Origin of the sequence: Pimelobacter sp. 30-1 (assembly GCF_018831735.1) — a bacterium.
Classification (GTDB): Bacteria; Actinomycetota; Actinomycetes; order Propionibacteriales; family Nocardioidaceae; genus Nocardioides.
On sequence record NZ_NHTS01000001.1, the window covers coordinates 516,799 to 533,273 of the forward strand.

At 74.1% G+C, this 16,475-nt stretch carries 19 protein-coding genes; 10 read left to right on the plus strand and 9 right to left on the minus strand.

All coding sequences use genetic code 11. The features are described 5' to 3' along the window. Positions 1 to 5: 5 nt before the first annotated feature. Positions 6 to 503: a VOC family protein gene (locus tag CCO04_RS02390; RefSeq protein WP_215812487.1), complete on the minus strand. Its 498-nt coding sequence runs from the start codon at positions 501 to 503 to the stop codon at positions 6 to 8. 59 nt (positions 504 to 562) lie between these two features. Here CCO04_RS02390 and CCO04_RS02395 point away from each other — a divergent pair, with 59 nt between their 5' ends. Next, positions 563 to 1,033, plus strand: a complete 471-nt coding sequence (locus CCO04_RS02395) for a MarR family winged helix-turn-helix transcriptional regulator (protein ID WP_257752749.1) — start codon at positions 563 to 565, stop codon at positions 1,031 to 1,033. 15 nt (positions 1,034 to 1,048) lie between these two features. On the opposite strand, the gene CCO04_RS02400 is transcribed toward CCO04_RS02395, so the two are convergent. The 6 genes from CCO04_RS02400 to CCO04_RS02425 all read right to left on the minus strand — a co-directional run bounded on the left by CCO04_RS02400 (position 1,049) and on the right by CCO04_RS02425 (position 4,752). Then, positions 1,049 to 2,578: an FAD-dependent oxidoreductase gene (locus CCO04_RS02400; RefSeq protein ID WP_215812489.1), complete on the minus strand. Its 1,530-nt coding sequence runs from the start codon at positions 2,576 to 2,578 to the stop codon at positions 1,049 to 1,051. A gap of 19 nt (positions 2,579 to 2,597) precedes the next feature. Then, entirely contained in the window at positions 2,598 to 3,029 is a 432-nt protein-coding gene (locus tag CCO04_RS02405; protein WP_215812490.1) for a VanZ family protein, read from the minus strand. A gap of 94 nt (positions 3,030 to 3,123) precedes the next feature. Further along, positions 3,124 to 3,246 carry a type B 50S ribosomal protein L36 gene (gene ykgO / locus CCO04_RS02410; protein ID WP_215812491.1) on the minus strand — a complete coding sequence of 41 codons (123 nt, stop codon included), beginning with the start codon at positions 3,244 to 3,246 and terminating at the stop codon, positions 3,124 to 3,126. Further along, a complete protein-coding gene (gene rpmF, locus CCO04_RS02415; protein ID WP_038676431.1) occupies positions 3,243 to 3,431 on the minus strand; it encodes a 50S ribosomal protein L32 in 189 nt (62 codons plus the stop codon). Before rpmF ends, ykgO begins: the two co-directional genes overlap by 4 nt. Beyond that, positions 3,431 to 4,495, minus strand: coding sequence for a GTP-binding protein (locus tag CCO04_RS02420; RefSeq protein ID WP_215812492.1), 1,065 nt, complete (start codon positions 4,493 to 4,495; stop codon positions 3,431 to 3,433). The genes rpmF and CCO04_RS02420 overlap by 1 nt, the downstream gene beginning before the upstream one ends. After that, positions 4,492 to 4,752 (minus strand): type B 50S ribosomal protein L31, encoded by a 261-nt coding sequence (locus CCO04_RS02425; RefSeq protein ID WP_215812493.1) that lies wholly within the window; start codon positions 4,750 to 4,752, stop codon positions 4,492 to 4,494. Before CCO04_RS02425 ends, CCO04_RS02420 begins: the two co-directional genes overlap by 4 nt. A gap of 59 nt (positions 4,753 to 4,811) precedes the next feature. On the opposite strand from CCO04_RS02425, the gene rpmB reads away from it, so the two are divergent. The 4 genes from rpmB to CCO04_RS02445 are packed head-to-tail and all read left to right on the plus strand — an operon-like array spanning position 4,812 to position 5,843. Beyond that, a complete protein-coding gene (rpmB, locus tag CCO04_RS02430) occupies positions 4,812 to 5,045 on the plus strand; it encodes a 50S ribosomal protein L28 (RefSeq protein WP_215812494.1) in 234 nt (77 codons plus the stop codon). Then, entirely contained in the window at positions 5,045 to 5,215 is a 171-nt protein-coding gene (gene rpmG / locus CCO04_RS02435; RefSeq protein WP_215812495.1) for a 50S ribosomal protein L33, read from the plus strand. Before rpmB ends, rpmG begins: the two co-directional genes overlap by 1 nt. 3 nt (positions 5,216 to 5,218) lie before the next feature. Next, positions 5,219 to 5,524 (plus strand): 30S ribosomal protein S14, encoded by a 306-nt coding sequence (gene rpsN, locus CCO04_RS02440; RefSeq protein ID WP_215812496.1) that lies wholly within the window; start codon positions 5,219 to 5,221, stop codon positions 5,522 to 5,524. Between the two features lie 37 nt (positions 5,525 to 5,561). Further along, a complete protein-coding gene (locus tag CCO04_RS02445; RefSeq protein WP_215812497.1) occupies positions 5,562 to 5,843 on the plus strand; it encodes an HU family DNA-binding protein in 282 nt (93 codons plus the stop codon). Between the two features lie 158 nt (positions 5,844 to 6,001). Here CCO04_RS02445 and CCO04_RS02450 read toward each other — a convergent pair whose 3' ends face one another. Then, complete coding sequence (locus CCO04_RS02450) at positions 6,002 to 7,042, minus strand: GTP-binding protein (protein ID WP_308281105.1); 1,041 nt, start codon at positions 7,040 to 7,042, stop codon at positions 6,002 to 6,004. A gap of 176 nt (positions 7,043 to 7,218) precedes the next feature. Between CCO04_RS02450 and CCO04_RS02455 the strand changes: the two genes are divergently transcribed. Continuing rightward, positions 7,219 to 8,496, plus strand: a complete 1,278-nt coding sequence (locus CCO04_RS02455) for a YibE/F family protein (protein ID WP_308281106.1) — start codon at positions 7,219 to 7,221, stop codon at positions 8,494 to 8,496. Here the strand turns inward: CCO04_RS02455 and eccCa are convergent. Next, positions 8,488 to 12,579, minus strand: coding sequence for a type VII secretion protein EccCa (gene eccCa / locus CCO04_RS02460; RefSeq protein ID WP_215812896.1), 4,092 nt, complete (start codon positions 12,577 to 12,579; stop codon positions 8,488 to 8,490). The genes CCO04_RS02455 and eccCa overlap by 9 nt on opposite strands. Before the next feature lie 150 nt (positions 12,580 to 12,729). Between eccCa and CCO04_RS02465 the strand changes: the two genes are divergently transcribed. From CCO04_RS02465 to eccD, 4 genes are all read left to right on the plus strand, one after another. Beyond that, positions 12,730 to 14,124, plus strand: coding sequence for a hypothetical protein (locus CCO04_RS02465; protein ID WP_215812499.1), 1,395 nt, complete (start codon positions 12,730 to 12,732; stop codon positions 14,122 to 14,124). A gap of 123 nt (positions 14,125 to 14,247) precedes the next feature. After that, positions 14,248 to 14,574 (plus strand): WXG100 family type VII secretion target, encoded by a 327-nt coding sequence (locus tag CCO04_RS02470; protein WP_215812500.1) that lies wholly within the window; start codon positions 14,248 to 14,250, stop codon positions 14,572 to 14,574. A gap of 48 nt (positions 14,575 to 14,622) precedes the next feature. Continuing rightward, a complete protein-coding gene (locus tag CCO04_RS02475) occupies positions 14,623 to 14,919 on the plus strand; it encodes a WXG100 family type VII secretion target (protein ID WP_215812501.1) in 297 nt (98 codons plus the stop codon). Between the two features lie 171 nt (positions 14,920 to 15,090). Further along, a complete protein-coding gene (gene eccD / locus CCO04_RS02480; protein WP_215812502.1) occupies positions 15,091 to 16,473 on the plus strand; it encodes a type VII secretion integral membrane protein EccD in 1,383 nt (460 codons plus the stop codon). Positions 16,474 to 16,475: the final 2 nt, after the last annotated feature.

Sequence of the window (16,475 nt, forward strand, 5' to 3'; positions counted from 1 at the left end):
CCGGCTCACAGCACCTTGGTGCCGTACATCTCTCCGAGCGGGTCGGCGAGCAGCTCGAGGCGCTCGCCGTCCGGCCCGGGGAAGTACAGCGAGACCTTCGACTCCAGGTGGTAGTCGACGCCAGCGTCGTCGAGCTTGGCGCGCAGGTAGTCCCACTTCTCGCGGGTCACCGAGATCGCGAGGTGGTGGTGACCGCCGAGCACCTCGGCGTACGGCCCGAGGTCGAGGCCGGGCAGGGTGAAGAAGGCGAGCAGGTTGCCGGCGCCCACGTCGAAGAAGAAGTGGTCGGAGCCGGCGTAGTCGCGGTTCTCGAAGATCTCGGTCAGCGGGAACTCCAGGAGCCCCTGGTAGAAGTCGATCGTCCGCCGGACGTCGGACGAGAGCAGGGCGGCGTGGTGGATGCCGCGGGCACTGCTCTCGGGCCGCTCGCCCTCGGGAGCGAGGTACTCCTTCTTGATGCGCTCGCGATCCTTGGTGATCGCGTCGAGGTCGATTGTTGCCATGTCAACCACCATCCTCCGAGATCGTGGATATGTCAACATTCTCGGCTAGAATGGGCCCCGTGAGTACGACGACGCGCTGGCTCGACGACGAGGAGACCCTGGCCTGGCGGGCCTGGGTCGATCTCAACGCCCAGCTGTCCGCGCGGCTCAACCGCGAGCTCCAGGCGGCCAGCGGGCTGTCGCTGTCCGACTACGAGATCCTCGTCGCGCTGACCGACCAGGACGTCCCCGACCGCTCGCTGCGGATGTTCGAGCTCGGCGAGCGGCTCCAGTGGGAGAAGAGCCGTGTCTCCAAGCAGGTCTCCCGCATGGAGGCGCGCGGCCTGGTCGAGCGTCGCCACTGCGCCGACGACCGGCGCGGCGCCTTCGTCGACCTGACCGACGCCGGCCTGGCTGCGATCTCCGCGGCCGCGCCGGGTCATGTCGCGCTCGTGCGCGAGCTGTTCTTCGAGGGGCTCAGCGGCGACCAGGTGCGCAGCCTGGGCCGGTTCGCGACGACCGTGCTCGAGCGGCTGGCTGCCGAGAGCTGAGCCACCCGCGGGGGCTCAGCCCCGCAGGTCCTCGATCGCGAGCGAGGCGAACGTCATCGCTGCGCCCAGGGGCGCCCCCGGCCCGGGGTACGCCGACCCGAACACCGACGCCGTCGAGTTGCTGGCCGCGTAGAGCCCGGGGATCGGCGCGCCCGTCTCGTCGAGCACGCGCGCGCTCGCGTCGGTGACCAGGCCGCCCTTGGTGCCCAGGTCGGAGAGCACGATCTTGGCCGCCGTGTACGGCCCCTGGTCGAGCGGCACCAGCGCCTTGTTGGGGGAGCCGGCGGAGGCGAAGAAAGTGTCGTACTCGTCCTCGCCGCGGCCGAAGTCCTCGTCCTTGCCGTTCTCGGCGAAGGCGTTGAAGCGCGCGACGGTCGCGGTGAGCGCCGCGGGGTCGAGCCCGGTCCGGGCGGCCAGCTCCTCGATGGTCGCGGCCTCGACCCACGTGCCGGCGGCGAGGTGCTCGGCCCGCTCGCCCTCGGGCATCGCGATCGCCGGGAGCCGGCCCTCCTCGCGGCTGTCGAAGACGAACCAGGACGGCGTCCGCTCGGGCGCCTGCGCCATCACCCGGCCGAAGCGGTCGTAGGGGAGGCACTCGTTGCCGTAGCGCTGCCCGGTCTGGTCGACGACGAGCCCGCCGCGGAAGCCGAGCGTGAACGCGCCGCTGCCGTCGGGCTGGAGCAGGCCCGGGCAGAACCAGCCCTCGCCGGACCAGTCGGTGGCCGCGCCGATCGCGGCGGCCGCGTCGATCACCTCGCCGGTGTTGGTGCCGCGCGGGGCCATCGACCACGCGGTGCGACCGGGCGTGCCGCGCTCGGCGCGCCGCTCGGGGCTGCCCTCGAACCCGCCGGCCGCGATGAGCACGCCGCGCCGGGCCCGGACCTCGGCAGGGCCGTCGGGGCCGTCGTACCGGACGGTGGTGAGGCGGCCGTCGGCGTCGCGCTCGAAGCCGGTCACCGAGCACGAGGTCGCGATCGTGCCGCCCTCGCGGGCGGTGATCGCCGCGAGCCGGGCGATGAGCGCCTGGCCGCCCGACAGCGTCGAGCGGCCCGGTCGGCCGGCCCGGTCGCGCTCGACCGGCGGGCGCAGGATCGCGGTGACCGCGGGGTCGAGCTCGTCGCGGCGGATGCTCTTGGGCTGGATGGAGCGGCCCATGGGGACCCGGCCGGGCGCGTCGTAGTACTCCGAGAACGGGATCCACTCGAGCTCCATGAGCGGGTCCGCCTCGAGCTGCTCGACGAGCCGCGGGGCCTGTGCGAGCAGCGCCTCGACGCGCTCCTGGTCGGGGTCGTCGAGGACGGCGGCGAGATAGGCCCGCGCGCCCTCGGTCGAGTCCGGCAGCCCGGCCCGCTGCTGCACCTGGGTGCCGGGCAGCCAGCACGCGCCGCCGGAGTAGGCGGAGGTCCCGCCGATCAGCGGGGTCCGCTCCAGGACCAGCGTGCTCAGCCCGGCGGTGGCTGCCAGGGCCGCTCCGGTCAGGGCGCCGCCGCCCGACCCGACCACCACGACGTCGTACTCCGGCTGGAGGGGTGCGCTCTCGCTCATGGCGAAACGATAACGCGTTCTAGTTTGCTCGGACGGCGGTCCGCCCACTGGGTCGGCGGGGCCGGCGGACCCGGCTGATCGGCGCGGCCAGGATCGCACCGATCAGCCCGCCCAGCCCGTTGTGCCAGACGTCGGCCAGGGTCGGCACCCGGCTCGGGAAGAACTGCTGCTGGGCCAGCTCGATGCACGCCGAGGCGAGCACGGTCAGCGCCGCCGCGAGCAGGGGGCGCCCGAGCACGATCGCGAGCAGGAAGCCGGCCGGCACGAACAGCGCGACATTGGCCAGCGCCTCGGTCTGGTCCCAGCTCAGCCGGCCGCCGCTGGCGACGTCCGCCGCGTCCCAGCCGAGGTCGAACGCCCAGCGCCCCGCCGACGGATCGGCCAGGGTGAGCCGGGCGACGACGACCGAGTAGCAGACGAGCAGGGCGGCGGCGACGGGACGGCGGATCATGCTCTCGACGCTAGGCACGCCCGTCGGCCCACCCCTCGGTCTCGGGTGCCGATCGGCGGTACCCGAGGACCGAATCGGCCGGCTCGTCGCGGGGTCAGCCCTGGCGGGCCTTCATCCGCGGGTTCTGCTTGTTGATCACGTACGTCCGGCCGCGCCGTCGTACGACCTGGGCGCCGGGCTGCTTCTTGAGCGAGTGCAGCGAGTTGCGCACCTTCATCGCGGGATCCTCCTTCCCGTGCTCGGGTCGACCAGCCCGGCGTGCACCGCCGCCGCGAGGCGCCGGGGCACCCGGTGCGTGCGGCCGTCGACGACGACCGGGACCAGGTCGGGGGCGGCGGCCTTCCACTGCGCCCGGCGGTGCCGGGTGTTGCTGCGCGACGTACGCCGCTTGGGGACCGCCATCACGCCGCCTTCCGGATCGGGCCGAGCCACGGCTCGAAGCCGTCCTCGGTGTCGGCGTGAGCGCCGGACTCGCCGGCGTCCACGAGCAGGTCCGCGAACGCCGGGCGCAGGTGGTCGGGTGCGACGCCGACGCCGGTCGCCACGATCCGGGTGAACGGGCGCCGGGTGCCCCACGACCCGTGGTCGCCGATGCTCAGCTGGCCGCCGGCGCCGTCCCACTCCAGCACCCGGCCGGGGCGGGTGGACAGCCAGAAGCAGCCGCGCGAGCGGTGCGCGCCCGCGCCGAGGCGCTCGAGCGACTCCAGGAGCCGCTCGGGGTGGAAGGGCTGGAGCGACTGCAGGTCGAGCTGCCAGACCCCCTCGGCCGGGACGACGGGCAGTGCGTCGGTCCGGACCGGGCTGGTCCAGGCCTCGGTCCGGGAGTGCTGGTGCAGCCGCCCGAGCAACGTCTCGCCGCCGAGCCGGTGCACGCCGTCCACGACCGCCGCGTCGGGGCGGGCGAGGCTGCGGACCAGACCGGCGGCGACCGGGGCGAACGTGTCGTCCAGGGCCACCACGTCGGCGTGCTCGATCATCGCGGCGAGCACCTCGCCCACGCCGCGCCGGTCGTCGTGCGCGCAGTGGTGCCCGCGGTCGGCCAGCAGGTCGTCGCCGAGCAGGTCGCGGACCGGGTGCTGCCCGGCGACCGCGGTGACGACGGCCGAGACGCGCAGGAACCGGGCCAGCCGGGTGTCCCAGGTCAGTGCCGCGCACAGGTGCGCGGCCTCCGCGCCGACCGGCAGGTGGGCCACGATGCTGTGCCAGCGCCCGTCGCGGGCCAGGCGCTCCAGCGTGGGGAGGATGTCCTCGCGGATCGCGCAGCTGACGCACGCGTGCTCGAGCAGGGTCTCGTGGGTCTCGATCACGCCGGACAGGTCGCTGACCGTGCGGGTGAGCACCCCACGCTCGACGTCGATGGTGTGCCGGCAGGCGACCGCACCGGGCAGGTCGAACTGGAGCCCGACCATCGTCGTGGCCATCGCGTCGGGATCCACCCCCGCGAGCAGGACGACGGGAACCCTCATCGGCCCGCCACCCGCCCGTACCGCCGCTCGAATGCCTCGACCCGGCCCTCGCTGTCGAGGACCCGGCCCTGGCCGGTCCAGAACGGGTGGCTGTGCACGCTCACGTCCACGTCGACGACCGGGTACGCCTTCCCGTCGATCTCGACCGTGGCGCCGTCGGCGCGGGCGGCGAGGGTCGATCCGGTGAGCACCAGGTCGCCGGTGGCGCGGTCGCGGAAGGCGACGGGTCCGTAGTCGGGGTGGATGCCCTTCCTCATGGCTTGCTCCTTAGATTAGAATGAGAATCGTTCTCAATCATACGACAGGAAGGAAGCGGATGTCATCGCTGTGCCAGGTGACCGGGGCGCGACCCGTGTTCGGCAACCGGGTGTCCCACTCGCACCGCCGGACCCGGCGTCGTTTCGACGTCAACCTCCAGCGCAAGCGCTACTGGGTGCCGTCGCTCGGACGGCACGTCACGCTGCGGGTCTCGGCCCGCGGCATCAAGACCATCGACCAGCGGGGGATCGAGGCCGTCGTGGCCGACCTCCGCGCACGAGGGGAGATCTGATGGCGAAGAGAGGATCCGACGTCCGGCCGATCGTGAAGCTGCGCTCGACCGCGGGCACCGGCCACACCTACGTCACCCGCAAGAACCGCCGCAACGACCCGGACCGGCTGACGCTGCGCAAGTACGACCCGGTCGTCCGGCGCCACGTCGAGTTCCGCGAGGAGCGCTGAGGGGTGGCCAAGCAGAGCAAGGTCGCCGCCGAGGCGCGGCGCCGCGCCACCGTCGTCCGGTACGCCGAGCGGCGGGCCGCGCTCAAGGACCAGGTCCGTGCGGCCGAGCCCGGCTCGGCCGAGCTCGCCGCGGCCGTCGCGGCGCTCGCCCGGTTGCCGCGCGACGCCTCGCCGACCCGGCTGCGCAACCGCGACCAGGTCGACGGCCGCCCGCGCGGCTACCTGCGCAAGGCCGGGCTGTCCCGCATCCGGTTCCGGGAGCTCGCCCACCGCGGCGAGCTGCCGGGCATCACGAAGTCCAGCTGGTGAGCGACCCGCTCCAGCGCCCGACCCCGAGGAGAGAACCATGAACCGCAACCAGCTCATCGACCACGTCGCCCGCACCGCCGGCCTCGACGCCGCCACCGCGACGGCCGCCGTCGCCGCCGCGCTCGACGCCGTCGTGACGGCGGTCGCCGCGGGCGAGCAGGTCCGGATCGCCGAGTTCGGCACGTTCGAGGCCCGCGAGCGCTCGGCCCGTCAGGGCCGCAACCCGCAGACCGGGGAGCCGATCGAGATCGCCGCGACCACCGCGCCGGCCTTCCGGGCGGCGAGCGCCTTCCGGGCGCGCGTGGCCGCCGGCGCCTAGGGCGCGTCTCCCCAGCCCGCGCCTGCTGCGCGATGTTTGCGACTCGATCTGGCGGCGTTCTCGCCGACTCGACGGGCCTCCGGCCCGCCTTCGCGACTCGGCCTTGCCAGATCGGCCGCAAACATCGCTCGCGACGGCGCGGACTGGGGAGACACGCCCTAGCCGCTGAGCCGGCGCAGCCGCTCCAGCCGCCGGCGACCGTCCGGGTCCGGTTCGGTCGCCGGCACCAGTGCCGCCGCGAGCCGGGCCCGGGCCGCGGCGGCGTCCAGACCCATCCCGATCGCGACCAGCTCGCCGCCGTCGGGCGGGGTAGGGAGCGCAGCCACGTGGAGCTGACGGCCGACGACGTTGACGACATAGCCCTTGGTGCGGCCGGGCTCGGTCGCGATCGCGAGCGTGCCCTTCATCCGGTAGGCCGCCACCGGCGGGTCCTCGAGCAGGTCGACCACCCGGCCGGGGTCGACCGGCCCCTCGACCCGGTACGACGCCGACGCCGCGTGGCCGTGCTCGTGGTCGTGCTCGTTCTCCTGGTGGTCCTGCGCCCGCTCGGCCCGCAGCAGCGCCCCGAGCGGCAGCTGGTCCGGCGGGTCCTCGCTCATCGCGACGTCGTGGACGAGCGCCGGGTCGATCCGCGCGCCCGACGTACGGACGACGTGCACGGTCGGGTTCACCTCGCGCACCCGCGCCTCGATCGCGGCCAGCGTCGCCTCGCGCTCGGCCTCCGGGAGCAGGTCGCACTTGTTGAGCACGACGAGCGTGGCCACCGCGAACCGCGCCGGCGGCATCCCGCCGTCGTCGAGCGTCGCGAAGTACTCGACCGTGTCGATCACGTCGATCACGCCCCCGGGCCGGACCCGCGCGACCGGGCTCGCCGCGATCATCTGCGCGAGCGCCCCCGGCTCGGCCAGCCCGCTCGCCTCGACCACGATCGCGTCGAGCGCGAGCCGCGGCTGGCTGAGCTTGTCCAGCGCGGCATCGAGCCCGGAGACGTCCTCCAGGCAGCACAGGCAGCCGCCCGCGATCGACGCCGGCTCGTCGACCTGTCCGGTGACCAGGCCGGCGTCGACGTTGATGTCACCGAAGTCGTTGACGATCACGCCGATCCGCGCGCCCGGTCGCTGGAGCAGGCGGTTGAGCAGGGTCGTCTTGCCGGCGCCGAGGTGGCCGGTCAGGGCGGTGACGGGGACGCGGGCGCTCACCCGGCCCATTGTCCCGGACGGTTCCACCGCGCCGGACGGCGTACCCGTGGCGCCGCTCGCGGCCGAGCCGCGCGCTCGACCTCACCGGACCGCGGTTCGTGCTCCGCCGTACGGTCCGCGAGATGCGCGCCGAGGCCCTCGCCGCCTGACCCCGGCGTCGTGACAGGGTGGTCCGCGTGAGTCACTCCCACCGTGCCGGCAGCGGACCCGACCACCAGATCCGCGTCGGTACGACGGCCCGCACCGTCCTGCTCTCCGCCCTGGCGCTCGTGCTGGCCGGCACCCTGGTCGGCATCGTCGCGTGGTGGCCGCCGGGCGACACCGTGGAGCGCAGCGCCGAGGCCGGCGGCCCCGCCGCGCAGTTCGCCGCGCCTGGCGTGACCTTCCCGACCGGGACCATCACGAAGGTCGCCGAGCGCTGCCCCGGCACGGGTCTGCCCGACGGCTCCGGCTGCAGCACCCTCACCGTGAAGGTGGCCGGCGAGGACGGTCCGATCCAGGTCCAGGTGCCGCCCGAGGTGATCGACTCCGGGCTGGCGGAGGGCGACAAGGTCGAGCTGCTCCGTACGCCGGCCCCGCCCGAGGCGGGCGAGGACGCGAGCGCGGCGTACTCCTACTTCGCGACCGAGCGCACCGGGACCCTGCTCTGGCTGGCGCTCTTCTTCATCGTCGTGGTGCTCGCGATCGCCCGGTGGCGCGGCCTGTTCGGGCTGCTCGGCCTCGCCTTCGGCGGCGCCGTGCTCTGGTGGTGGATGCTCCCCGCCCTGCTCGCCGGCTCGCCCGGCGTGGGCATCGCGCTGACCGGTGCCTCGGCGATCATGTTCGTCGTCCTCTACACGACCCACGGGTTCTCGCTGCGCACGAGCACCGCGCTCGCGGGGACCATCCTGGGCATCGTGCTCACCGCCGGCATCGGCGTTCTCGCCCTCGGCGACGCCCGGCTCACCGGGATCAGCGACGAGGGCGGGGCGATCCTCGCGACGTTCGGCGAGCTCGACTTCCAGGCCCTGTTCGGCTGCGCCCTCGTCATCGCGGGTCTCGGCGTCCTCAACGACGTCACGATCACCCAGGCCTCCGCGGTCTGGGAGCTGCGCGCGGCGAGCCCGGATGCCTCGCGCGCCGAGATCTTCGCCAGCGCCATGCGGATCGGACGCGACCACATCGCCTCGACGATCTACACGATCGTCTTCGCGTACGCCGGGACCACGCTCATCCTGCTCATGCTGCTGCGCGTCTACGACCGCCCGCTGCTCGAGCTGCTCAACACCGAGCAGCTCGCCGAGGAGGTCATCCGCACGCTGGTCACCTCGATCGGCCTGGTGCTCGCCGTCCCGGTGACGACGGCGATCGCGGCGCTCATCGCAGCCCCGGCCCACGACCCCGCCGACGACCCCGCCGGCGACCCCGCCGAGGAGCCGGCCGGCGGGCCGGTCACCGCTCCGGCGTCACAGTGACGGATCGGTCCAGGCGAGCTGGACCACCTCGGCCCCGCGGTCGCGGGTGACCAGGCGCCCGCGTCCGGCCTGGGCCGGACCGGGCCGCAGGTTGCCGAGGAGGACGCCCTCGTCGCGGTTGCCCGCGAGCAGGATCCCGGGCATGGCGAGGTCGCGCATGGTCTGGATGACCGGCTCGTAGAGCGCCCGTGAGGCACCGCCCGAGCGGCGCGCGACGACCAGGTGCAGGCCGACGTCGCGGGCCTGGGCGAGCAGCGGCTGGAGGAGCGCCACCGGGGAGCTCTGCTGGGTCGCGACCAGGTCGTAGTCGTCGACCACGACGAACACCTCGGCGCCCGACCACCAGGAGCGGTTGCGGAGCTGGTCGGGGGTGACGTCGGGACCGGGGATCCGGTTCTGCAGGTACGTCGCCAGGTCGTTGAGCGCCGGCTGCGCCTGGGTGGCCGAGGTCAGGTAGTTGAGCAGGTACTCCTCGGGCACCTCGCCGAGCAGCGAGCGTCGGTAGTCGACGAGCACGACCTGGGCCTCGGCCGAGGTGCGGGTGCGCATGACCTCGTGGATGTAGGTGCGCAGCAGCCCGGACTTGCCGGACTTGCCGTCGCCGAAGAGCAGCAGGTGCGGCTCGGCGTCGACGTCGAGGGCGACCGGGGCCAGCTCCTTCTCGTTGATGGCGAGGAGCAGGTGGCGGGCCGGCGGCGTACCGGCGAGCGAGCGGACGTCGGCGAGGCTGATCCGGTCGGGCAGCAGCCGCAGCTTGGGGCCGGCCGGGCCGCGCCAGGCGGCGGCGACGGCCGAGATGAGCGCGTCGACGCCGTCGCCGAGAGTGGTCGCCGAACCGTTGCCGTCGATCCGGGGCAGGCCGCCGAGGAAGTGGAGCTTGCCGGGCACGAGGCCGCGTCCGGGGCGGTTGTTGGGGACCAGCGCGGCGATCTTGCGGTCGATCTCGGAGTCGATCGGGTCGCCCAGGCGCAGCTCGAGGCGGGTGCCGATGAGGTCGCGCATCGCGGCGCGGAAGTCGGGCCAGCGCGCGGCCGCGGTGACCACGTGGAGACCGAAGGTGAGTCCGCGGCCGGCGAGCTGCTGGATCTCGAGCTCGAGGTCGTCGAAGTCCGAGCGCAGCGTGCCCCAGCCGTCGATGACGAGGAAGACGTCGCCGTAGCCGTCGTCGGCCCGGCCCTGGGAGCGCCGGCTGCGGTAGGTCTCGATCGAGTCGATGCCCTGGGCGCGGAAGTAGCGCTCGCGGCGGTCGACGATGCCCTTGACCTCGGCCACGATCCGGCGCACGACCTCGGGCTCGGAGCGGGTGCCGACGCCGGCGACGTGGGGGAGCGCGGTCATCGGGGCGAACGTGCCGCCGCCGAAGTCGAGCACGTAGAACTGCGACTCCAGCGGCGTCGTGGTCAGCGACAGGCTGGTCACGATGGTGCGCAGGAGGGTGCTCTTGCCGCTGCGGGGACCGCCGACGACGGCGACGTGGCCGGCCGCGCCGCTGAGGCTGACGGTCAGGGTGTCGCGGCGCTGCTCGCGTGGGCGGTCGACCGTGCCCAGCGGTACGACGAGCGTCCCCGCGTTGCGCCACTGGAGCGAGACCAGGCCGAGATCGGGGTGCGCGGCGAGGTCGGGCATGAGCTGGTCGAGCGTGTCGGGCTGGTCGAGCGGCGGCAGCCAGACCTGGTGCGCGGCCGGACCCTGGCCGTCCATCCGGCGTACGGCGACGTCGAGCAGGGTCTCGCCGCTGTCGCTCGCCGGGGCGGGCGTCGCGGACCCGTCGTCGGGCTCGGGCTCGTCGAAGGTCTGCACCTCGGAGATGGTGAACGGCAGGATGCCGCGCAGCTTGCCGCCGCTGTCGCGGTCGACCCGGCGTCGGCCCGCCTCGGGCGGACCGGAGACGTAGGCCGCCTTGAACCGGGTCATCGTCGTCGGGTCGGGCTTGAGGTAGCCCAGGCCCGGCACGGCCGGCAGCTCGTAGGCGTCGGGGACGCCGAGCACGGCGCGCGACTCCTGGGCGCTGAAGGTGCGCAGGCCGATCCGGTAGGACAGGTGCGACTCGAGCCCGCGCAGCCGGCCCTCCTCGAGCCGCTGCGAGGCGAGCAGCAGGTGCAGGCCGAGCGAGCGGCCCAGGCGGCCGATGGCGACGAAGAGGTCGATGAACTCGGGCTTGGCCGACAGCATCTCGGAGAACTCGTCGACCACGAGGAACAGCGACGGCAGCGGGGCCAGGTGGGCCGAGGCCGGGTCGCCCGACGTCCGCGCCTTCTCGTAGTCGCGGATCGAGGCGAAGTTGCCGGCCTCGCGGAGCAGCTCCTGGCGCCGGACCATCTCACCGGAGAGGGCGTCCTGCATGCGGTCGACGAGGGTGAGCTCCTGGGCGAGGTTGGTGATCACCGCGGACACGTGCGGCATCTCGGCCATGCCCGCGAACGTCGCGCCGCCCTTGAAGTCGACGAGCACCATGTTGAGCTGCTCGGGGGAGTGGGTCATCGCGAGCCCGAGCACGAGCGTGCGCAGGAACTCGGACTTGCCGGAGCCGGTCGCGCCGATCACCAGGCCGTGAGGGCCCATGCCCTGCTGGGCGGACTCCTTGATGTCGAGGTGGATCGGCCCGGCGCCGTCACCGACGCCGATCGGCACCCGCAGCCGGTCGCGCGAGGGCCGGGGCCGCCAGGCCGCGGCGGGGTCGAACGTACGGACGTCGCCGAGGCCGACCAGGTCCATGAAGTCGGTGGGCGCGGTGATGTCGACCGCGTCCTCGCCGACCGCCGCACCGGCGCTGGGCGTGAAGAGCGGCGTCAGCCGGCGGGCCAGCGCCTCGGCCGTGGCCGGGCCGCACTGGTCGCCCTTGGCGCGCACCGGCTCGGTCCGCAGCCGTACGGCGACCAGCGGCACCTCGTCGGGAGCCGTCTCGGCGTCGCGGACGTGGTCCTCGATCTCGAGGCGCAGCGCGGTCGGGCTGTCGAGCTCGCCCCAGCGCGCGGGCAGGTCGACGACGGTCACGCCGTGCAGCCCGTCGGACGGGATGAGGTGGTTGCCCGGCGGCAGCTCGCCGCCGTCGGTGACCAGGATGATGTGGGGGATCGCGGCCCGCTCGTCGGCCCCGAAGCGCGGCCGCTCGGTGAGGTCGGGCGGCAGCATCGCGGCCAGGTCGTGGAGCGACGTGGTGACCATGCGCGCCGGGCCGACGGCGTCGTTGTGGTGCTGGCTGTGGGCGTGGGGCAGCCACTTGACCCAGTCCCAGTGGGCGAGCGTCTGGTCGTTGGCGAGCACCGCGACCTGGAGGTTCTCGGGCGACTGGAAGGTCGCCGCGGAGCACAGCAGCGCCCGGGCCAGCGAGCGCGCCTCCTCCTCGTCGCCGCACACCTCGACCCGGTCGAAGGCGCGCAGGTCGAGCGAGGCGGGCAGGTCGGGCTGGAGCCGGTGGACGACGAGCAGCCGGTGCAGCGCCGAGGCGGCGGCCGGGTCGACGTCGTCGATCGGCGCGCTCTCGGGCGGGACCAGCTCAAGGGCCAGCGGCTGGGCGCACACGCCGTAGCGGACCTGGAGGAAGGCGGGGTCGGACGACGAGCGCTCCCAGACCCGCGAGCGGTCCTCGGCGATCGAGGGCAGCGCGGAGGGCGCGGGGTGGAACCAGGTCAGCGCCCGGCGCTGCTGGTCGGCGGCGTCGCGGGCGACCTTGCGGACGGTGGCGAGGTAGCGGAGGTACTCGGTGCGCGAGCCGCTCACCTGTTGCTGGCGCTGCTTCCGCTGCCGGTCGATCTGGACGACGATGAAGCCGAGCGTGGCGAAGAGGAACATGCCGGCCGCGATGAAGCGCAGCCCCTGGTTGCCGCCGCCGGAGTTGCCGAGGCTGGCGACGAGCACGATCGAGCCGAGGCTGCCGAGCATCGGGATCGCGTTCATCGCGACGCCGGCCGCGCCCTCGTTGGGCTGGACCTGCGGCGGCGGCTGGATCTGGAGCTGGCCGCTGGGCAGGTCGGGCCGTTCACCGCGGCTGCCGCGCTGGGTCAGGCTGCCGGCCCCCGCCGAGGGGTCCGGGGCAGCCGGAGCCGCCCGGCGCCCCTGTGCGCCGCCCTGCTGGATGCCCATCGTCACGGTGTCCCCTGTCGTCGATGCCCGGTCATGCGACGCGCACGATGATAGGGCGAGGGTCCGACGGGTACAGGTGGCACGAAACAGGGTTACCCTGCCGACGTCGGTCGTGAACCTCGACCGGCCCACCATCTCTCGGGAGGTCCGATGTCGGGGACGACGTCCCGGCCGCCGGCGGCCGGCTCGGTCACCGCGCTGACCGTGCACGGTCCACAAGGCGTCCTCGACCTCACCGTGCCCACCGACGCGACCCTCGGCGACGTCGCCCGCGCCTACGCCCTCGAGGCGGGTCTCCCGGTCGCGCTGCCGCTCGTGGGCCGCTCCGGAGCCCCGCTCCAGCTCACCACCACCGTGGCCGGCGCCGGGCTGGTCGCCGGCGCGGTGCTCGTCGCGGTCGACCCCGCCGCCCGGCCCGCGCCGCCCCGGCGGCGCGCGGGATCCGGCGAGTCGGGCGAGCGGGGCGTCGTCCCGGGGGGTGGGTCGGCGGCCTGGCTGAGCGTCGCCGTGGCCGTCGCGATCGTCGCGGGCTGGTGCGCCGCCCAGCTGCCCGAGAGCCAGCGGTGGCCGGTGGCCGCCGTGCTGCTCGTGGCCGCCGTGGTCGGCTGCCTGCCCCTCGGCGCGCTCGCCCCCCAGCGGGTGCTCGCGGCGCCCGCCTTCGCCGCCGCGGGCGTGCTCGCCCTGGTCTGGGACCCCCTGCCCGAGCGGCTCCCCACGGTCCTCGGTGCTGCCGCGCTGGGCGCCGCGATCGCCGCGGCCGTGGGCCGGGCGCTCGCCGATCCCGGGGACACAGCCGTCGACGGGCTGCGGGTCTGGATGGTCGTCGGCGCGGGCTCGTTCGTGCTCGCTGCGCTGGGTGCGCTGACCGGCGTCGCGCTCCAGGTGGTGTGGGCGGTGCTCTTCCTCGCCGCGGTGCTCGCGGCGCGGTTCGTGCCCGAGATCGCGGTCGACGTACCGGACCAGTACCTCCTCGACCTCGAACGCCTCGCCGTCACCGCGTGGTCCGCGCGGGAGCGTCCCGTCGGGCGGCGCGGGCGGATCGTCGTCCCGCCCCAGGCGGTCCAGGCCGTCGCGGCCCGCGGGACCCGCACGGTGACCGCCGCGTCGGTCGCCATCCTCGTCGTGGTGCTGCTCGCCGCGCCCCTGCTGCTGGCCACGGCCGGCCTCCCGCTCGACCGCACGGGCGCCCGGTGCCTGGTCGGCTTCGGCGGTGCGACGCTGCTGCTCGCGGCCCGCAGCTACCGCCACGCCGTCGCGCGCCGGCTGCTCCGGATCGCCGGCGTCTACGCCCTCGTCGCGCTCGCGGTCGTCGTCCTCGGCATCGCGGGCCCTGGTACGACGGGCCCCGCGACCTTCATCGCGCTGACCTCCGTCGCGCTCGCCGTGGTCCTCGTCCTGGTCGCCGTCGTGGTCGGCCGCGGCTGGCGCTCGGCGTGGTGGTCGCGCCGGGCCGAGATCGCCGAGGCGCTGTGCGGCGCGTTCGCCGTGGGCTCCCTCGTGGTGGCTGTCGGGTTCTTCCGATTCCTGTGGGAAGTCACCGGCTGAGGTTTAGCCCCCGCCGCGCCAGGGGTAGCACCCTCGCGTCGGCTCTTTGGCAGTGCTCGGGAGCGGCGTCAACGAGAGAACCGTAACGGCGGCTCGACCGCCCCACGACCAAGGAGCAGAGACATGACGGGATCGAACATCGAGTTCGGCCACGCAGAGGGCGCTCTCAAGCAGATCGCCGAGCGGGTCGTCCAGGCCAAGGAGGAGTTCGGCAACCACTCGAACACCCTCGACGGCCAGATCCAGGCCCTGCGCGGCAAGTGGGAGGGCGCCGGTGGCCAGGCGTTCCACACCCTCCACGTCGCCTGGACCGAGAAGCACAAGGTGGTCACGACCGCCCTCGACAAGTTCCACGCGTCCCTCACCGCGACCGAGGCCGACAACAAGGCCGTCGACGAAGAGGCCGGCGCCGGCATGAACAACCTGCTCAACCGCCTCGGCCAGCAGTAGTCGCGGCCCCCCTAACTTCTCGACACCACCGAACCAGGAGATCACGACATGAGCCTCGACGGACTTCGCGTCAACCACGCAGAGCTCGACACCGCCGCGCAGAACATGTACGCCACGGTCAAGAAGATGGACGAGAGCCTCAACAGCCTCGAGTCCGACGTCGCCCCCCACGTCGCCACGTGGAGCGGCACCCAGCAGGAGGCCTACCGCCAGGCCAAGGCCGCCTGGGACTGGGCGATGCAGGAGATGCGCGACCTGCTCGACGACAGCCACAAGAGCGTCTACACCTCCAACGCGGAGTACATGGCCGCCGACAAGCGCGGCGCCGCCCGCTTCGACTTCTGAATCGTCGGGTCGAGCGCGTCTCCGGCGCACGAGGGGCAGCAAGCTGCCCGCGACGCGCCTCCCGCCGCGCTGCCGACCAAGGGCCACTGAGGGATCGACACACCGTGTGTCGGTCCCTCACGTGCTGTTCTCGTACGATGCGGAACCGGGCTCTCGGGAAGGGTTGAGCACATGACACAGACGCCGCGGACGGCCGGCACGGTCGCGTCCGGACTGGTGCGGGTGACCGTCACGTCCGGCACCCGGCGCGTGGACCTCGTGCTTCCCGGCGCCGTCCCGGTCGCCGAGCTGCTGCCCGAGCTCGCCCGCAGCGTCGGGCTCCTCGACCCGGCCACCGTCCACGGCGGCTACCGGGTCGGTACGTCGGACGGCCGCCGGCTCGCGCTCGACACCGGCCTCACCCTCCAGGGCATCGAGGACGGCGGCCTGCTCACCGTCACCGCGGGCGTCGACGATCCCGCCCCGCGGGTCTACGACGACGTGGTCGAGGCGATGACCGACGTCGTCGAGCACGACCTCCAGCCGTGGCGCCCGGCCACCGGACGCCGTACGGCGCTCGTGGCGGCGGGCCTGTTCCTCGCCCTCGGCGCCGCGGCCCTGCTCGTGCAGCGCGGCTCCGACCTGGCCGCGGCCGCCTCCGCCCTCGTCGCGCTGGTGCTGTGCGCCGGCGCCATCGTGCTCTCCCGGGCCCAGCGCGAGCCCGAGGCGGGTGTCGGGGTGGCCTGGCTGGGCGCGGGCTATGCCGCGATCGCCGGCATCATGCTCACCTCCGGCACCACCTCGTGGTTCGCCGACCCGCTCGCGGCCGCCGGCGCGGGAGCGCTCGTGGCGGGCGTCATCTGCCTGATCGGGCTCGGCCCCGGCCGCACGCTCGTGTTCCCGCCCGTCGTGGTCGGCGCGCTGGCGCTGGCGGTCGGCCTCTACCTGCGCTCGGCGACCGACGGCATCGCACCGGCCGCGCTGCTCACCACCGTCCTGGCGTTCGTCGTCCTCGCGGGCAGCGTGTTCCCGTGGCTGGCGCTGGGCGCCACGTCGACCCGGGTCGACCAGCTCTTCACGCCCGCCGACATCACCTCCGACCCCGAGGACATCGAGCCCGGCCGGGTCGCCGCCGACGCCCGGATCGCCCACGAGATCCTGCTCGCGATCTCCGGCACGGTAGGCCTGCTGCTCGTCCTGGTCTCCCCGCTCGCGGTCAGCCTCGGCGTCACCGGCACCCTCCTCGCCGTCGACGCCTGCCTGATCGTCATGCTCCGCACCCGCCAGTACCGCACCGGCAGCGAGGTCCTCGTCGGCCTCTGCTCCGGCATCGCCGGGATCGCGGCCACCGCGCTCGCCGTCCTCGTGCTCCACCCCGACTGGCGGCCCACGCTCGCCGTGGTCCTCGCCGTCATCGGCGCGGTGCTGCTGGTCGCGACGCTCAGCCCCGCCGCCCCCTCCGTACGACGGGGCCGGCTCGGCGACGTCCTCGAGTCCGTCGCGCTGCTGACCCTCCTGCCGCTCCTGGTCGTGGCGACCGGGCTGTTCGCGCAGGTCCGCGACTGGGTCGGCTGAGC

Coding starts and splice junctions, on each gene's coding strand:
- CCO04_RS02390 (WP_215812487.1), bottom strand. CDS start 503: ATGGCAACAATCGACCTCGACGCGATCACCAAGGATCGCGAGCGCATC.
- CCO04_RS02400 (WP_215812489.1), bottom strand. CDS start 2,578: ATGAGCGAGAGCGCACCCCTCCAGCCGGAGTACGACGTCGTGGTGGTC.
- CCO04_RS02405 (WP_215812490.1), bottom strand. CDS start 3,029: ATGATCCGCCGTCCCGTCGCCGCCGCCCTGCTCGTCTGCTACTCGGTC.
- ykgO (WP_215812491.1), bottom strand. CDS start 3,246: ATGAAGGTGCGCAACTCGCTGCACTCGCTCAAGAAGCAGCCCGGCGCC.
- rpmF (WP_038676431.1), bottom strand. CDS start 3,431: ATGGCGGTCCCCAAGCGGCGTACGTCGCGCAGCAACACCCGGCACCGC.
- CCO04_RS02420 (WP_215812492.1), bottom strand. CDS start 4,495: ATGAGGGTTCCCGTCGTCCTGCTCGCGGGGGTGGATCCCGACGCGATG.
- CCO04_RS02425 (WP_215812493.1), bottom strand. CDS start 4,752: ATGAGGAAGGGCATCCACCCCGACTACGGACCCGTCGCCTTCCGCGAC.
- rpmB (WP_215812494.1), top strand. CDS start 4,812: ATGTCATCGCTGTGCCAGGTGACCGGGGCGCGACCCGTGTTCGGCAAC.
- rpmG (WP_215812495.1), top strand. CDS start 5,045: ATGGCGAAGAGAGGATCCGACGTCCGGCCGATCGTGAAGCTGCGCTCG.
- CCO04_RS02445 (WP_215812497.1), top strand. CDS start 5,562: ATGAACCGCAACCAGCTCATCGACCACGTCGCCCGCACCGCCGGCCTC.
- eccCa (WP_215812896.1), bottom strand. CDS start 12,579: ATGGGCATCCAGCAGGGCGGCGCACAGGGGCGCCGGGCGGCTCCGGCT.
- CCO04_RS02465 (WP_215812499.1), top strand. CDS start 12,730: ATGTCGGGGACGACGTCCCGGCCGCCGGCGGCCGGCTCGGTCACCGCG.
- CCO04_RS02470 (WP_215812500.1), top strand. CDS start 14,248: ATGACGGGATCGAACATCGAGTTCGGCCACGCAGAGGGCGCTCTCAAG.
- CCO04_RS02475 (WP_215812501.1), top strand. CDS start 14,623: ATGAGCCTCGACGGACTTCGCGTCAACCACGCAGAGCTCGACACCGCC.
- eccD (WP_215812502.1), top strand. CDS start 15,091: ATGACACAGACGCCGCGGACGGCCGGCACGGTCGCGTCCGGACTGGTG.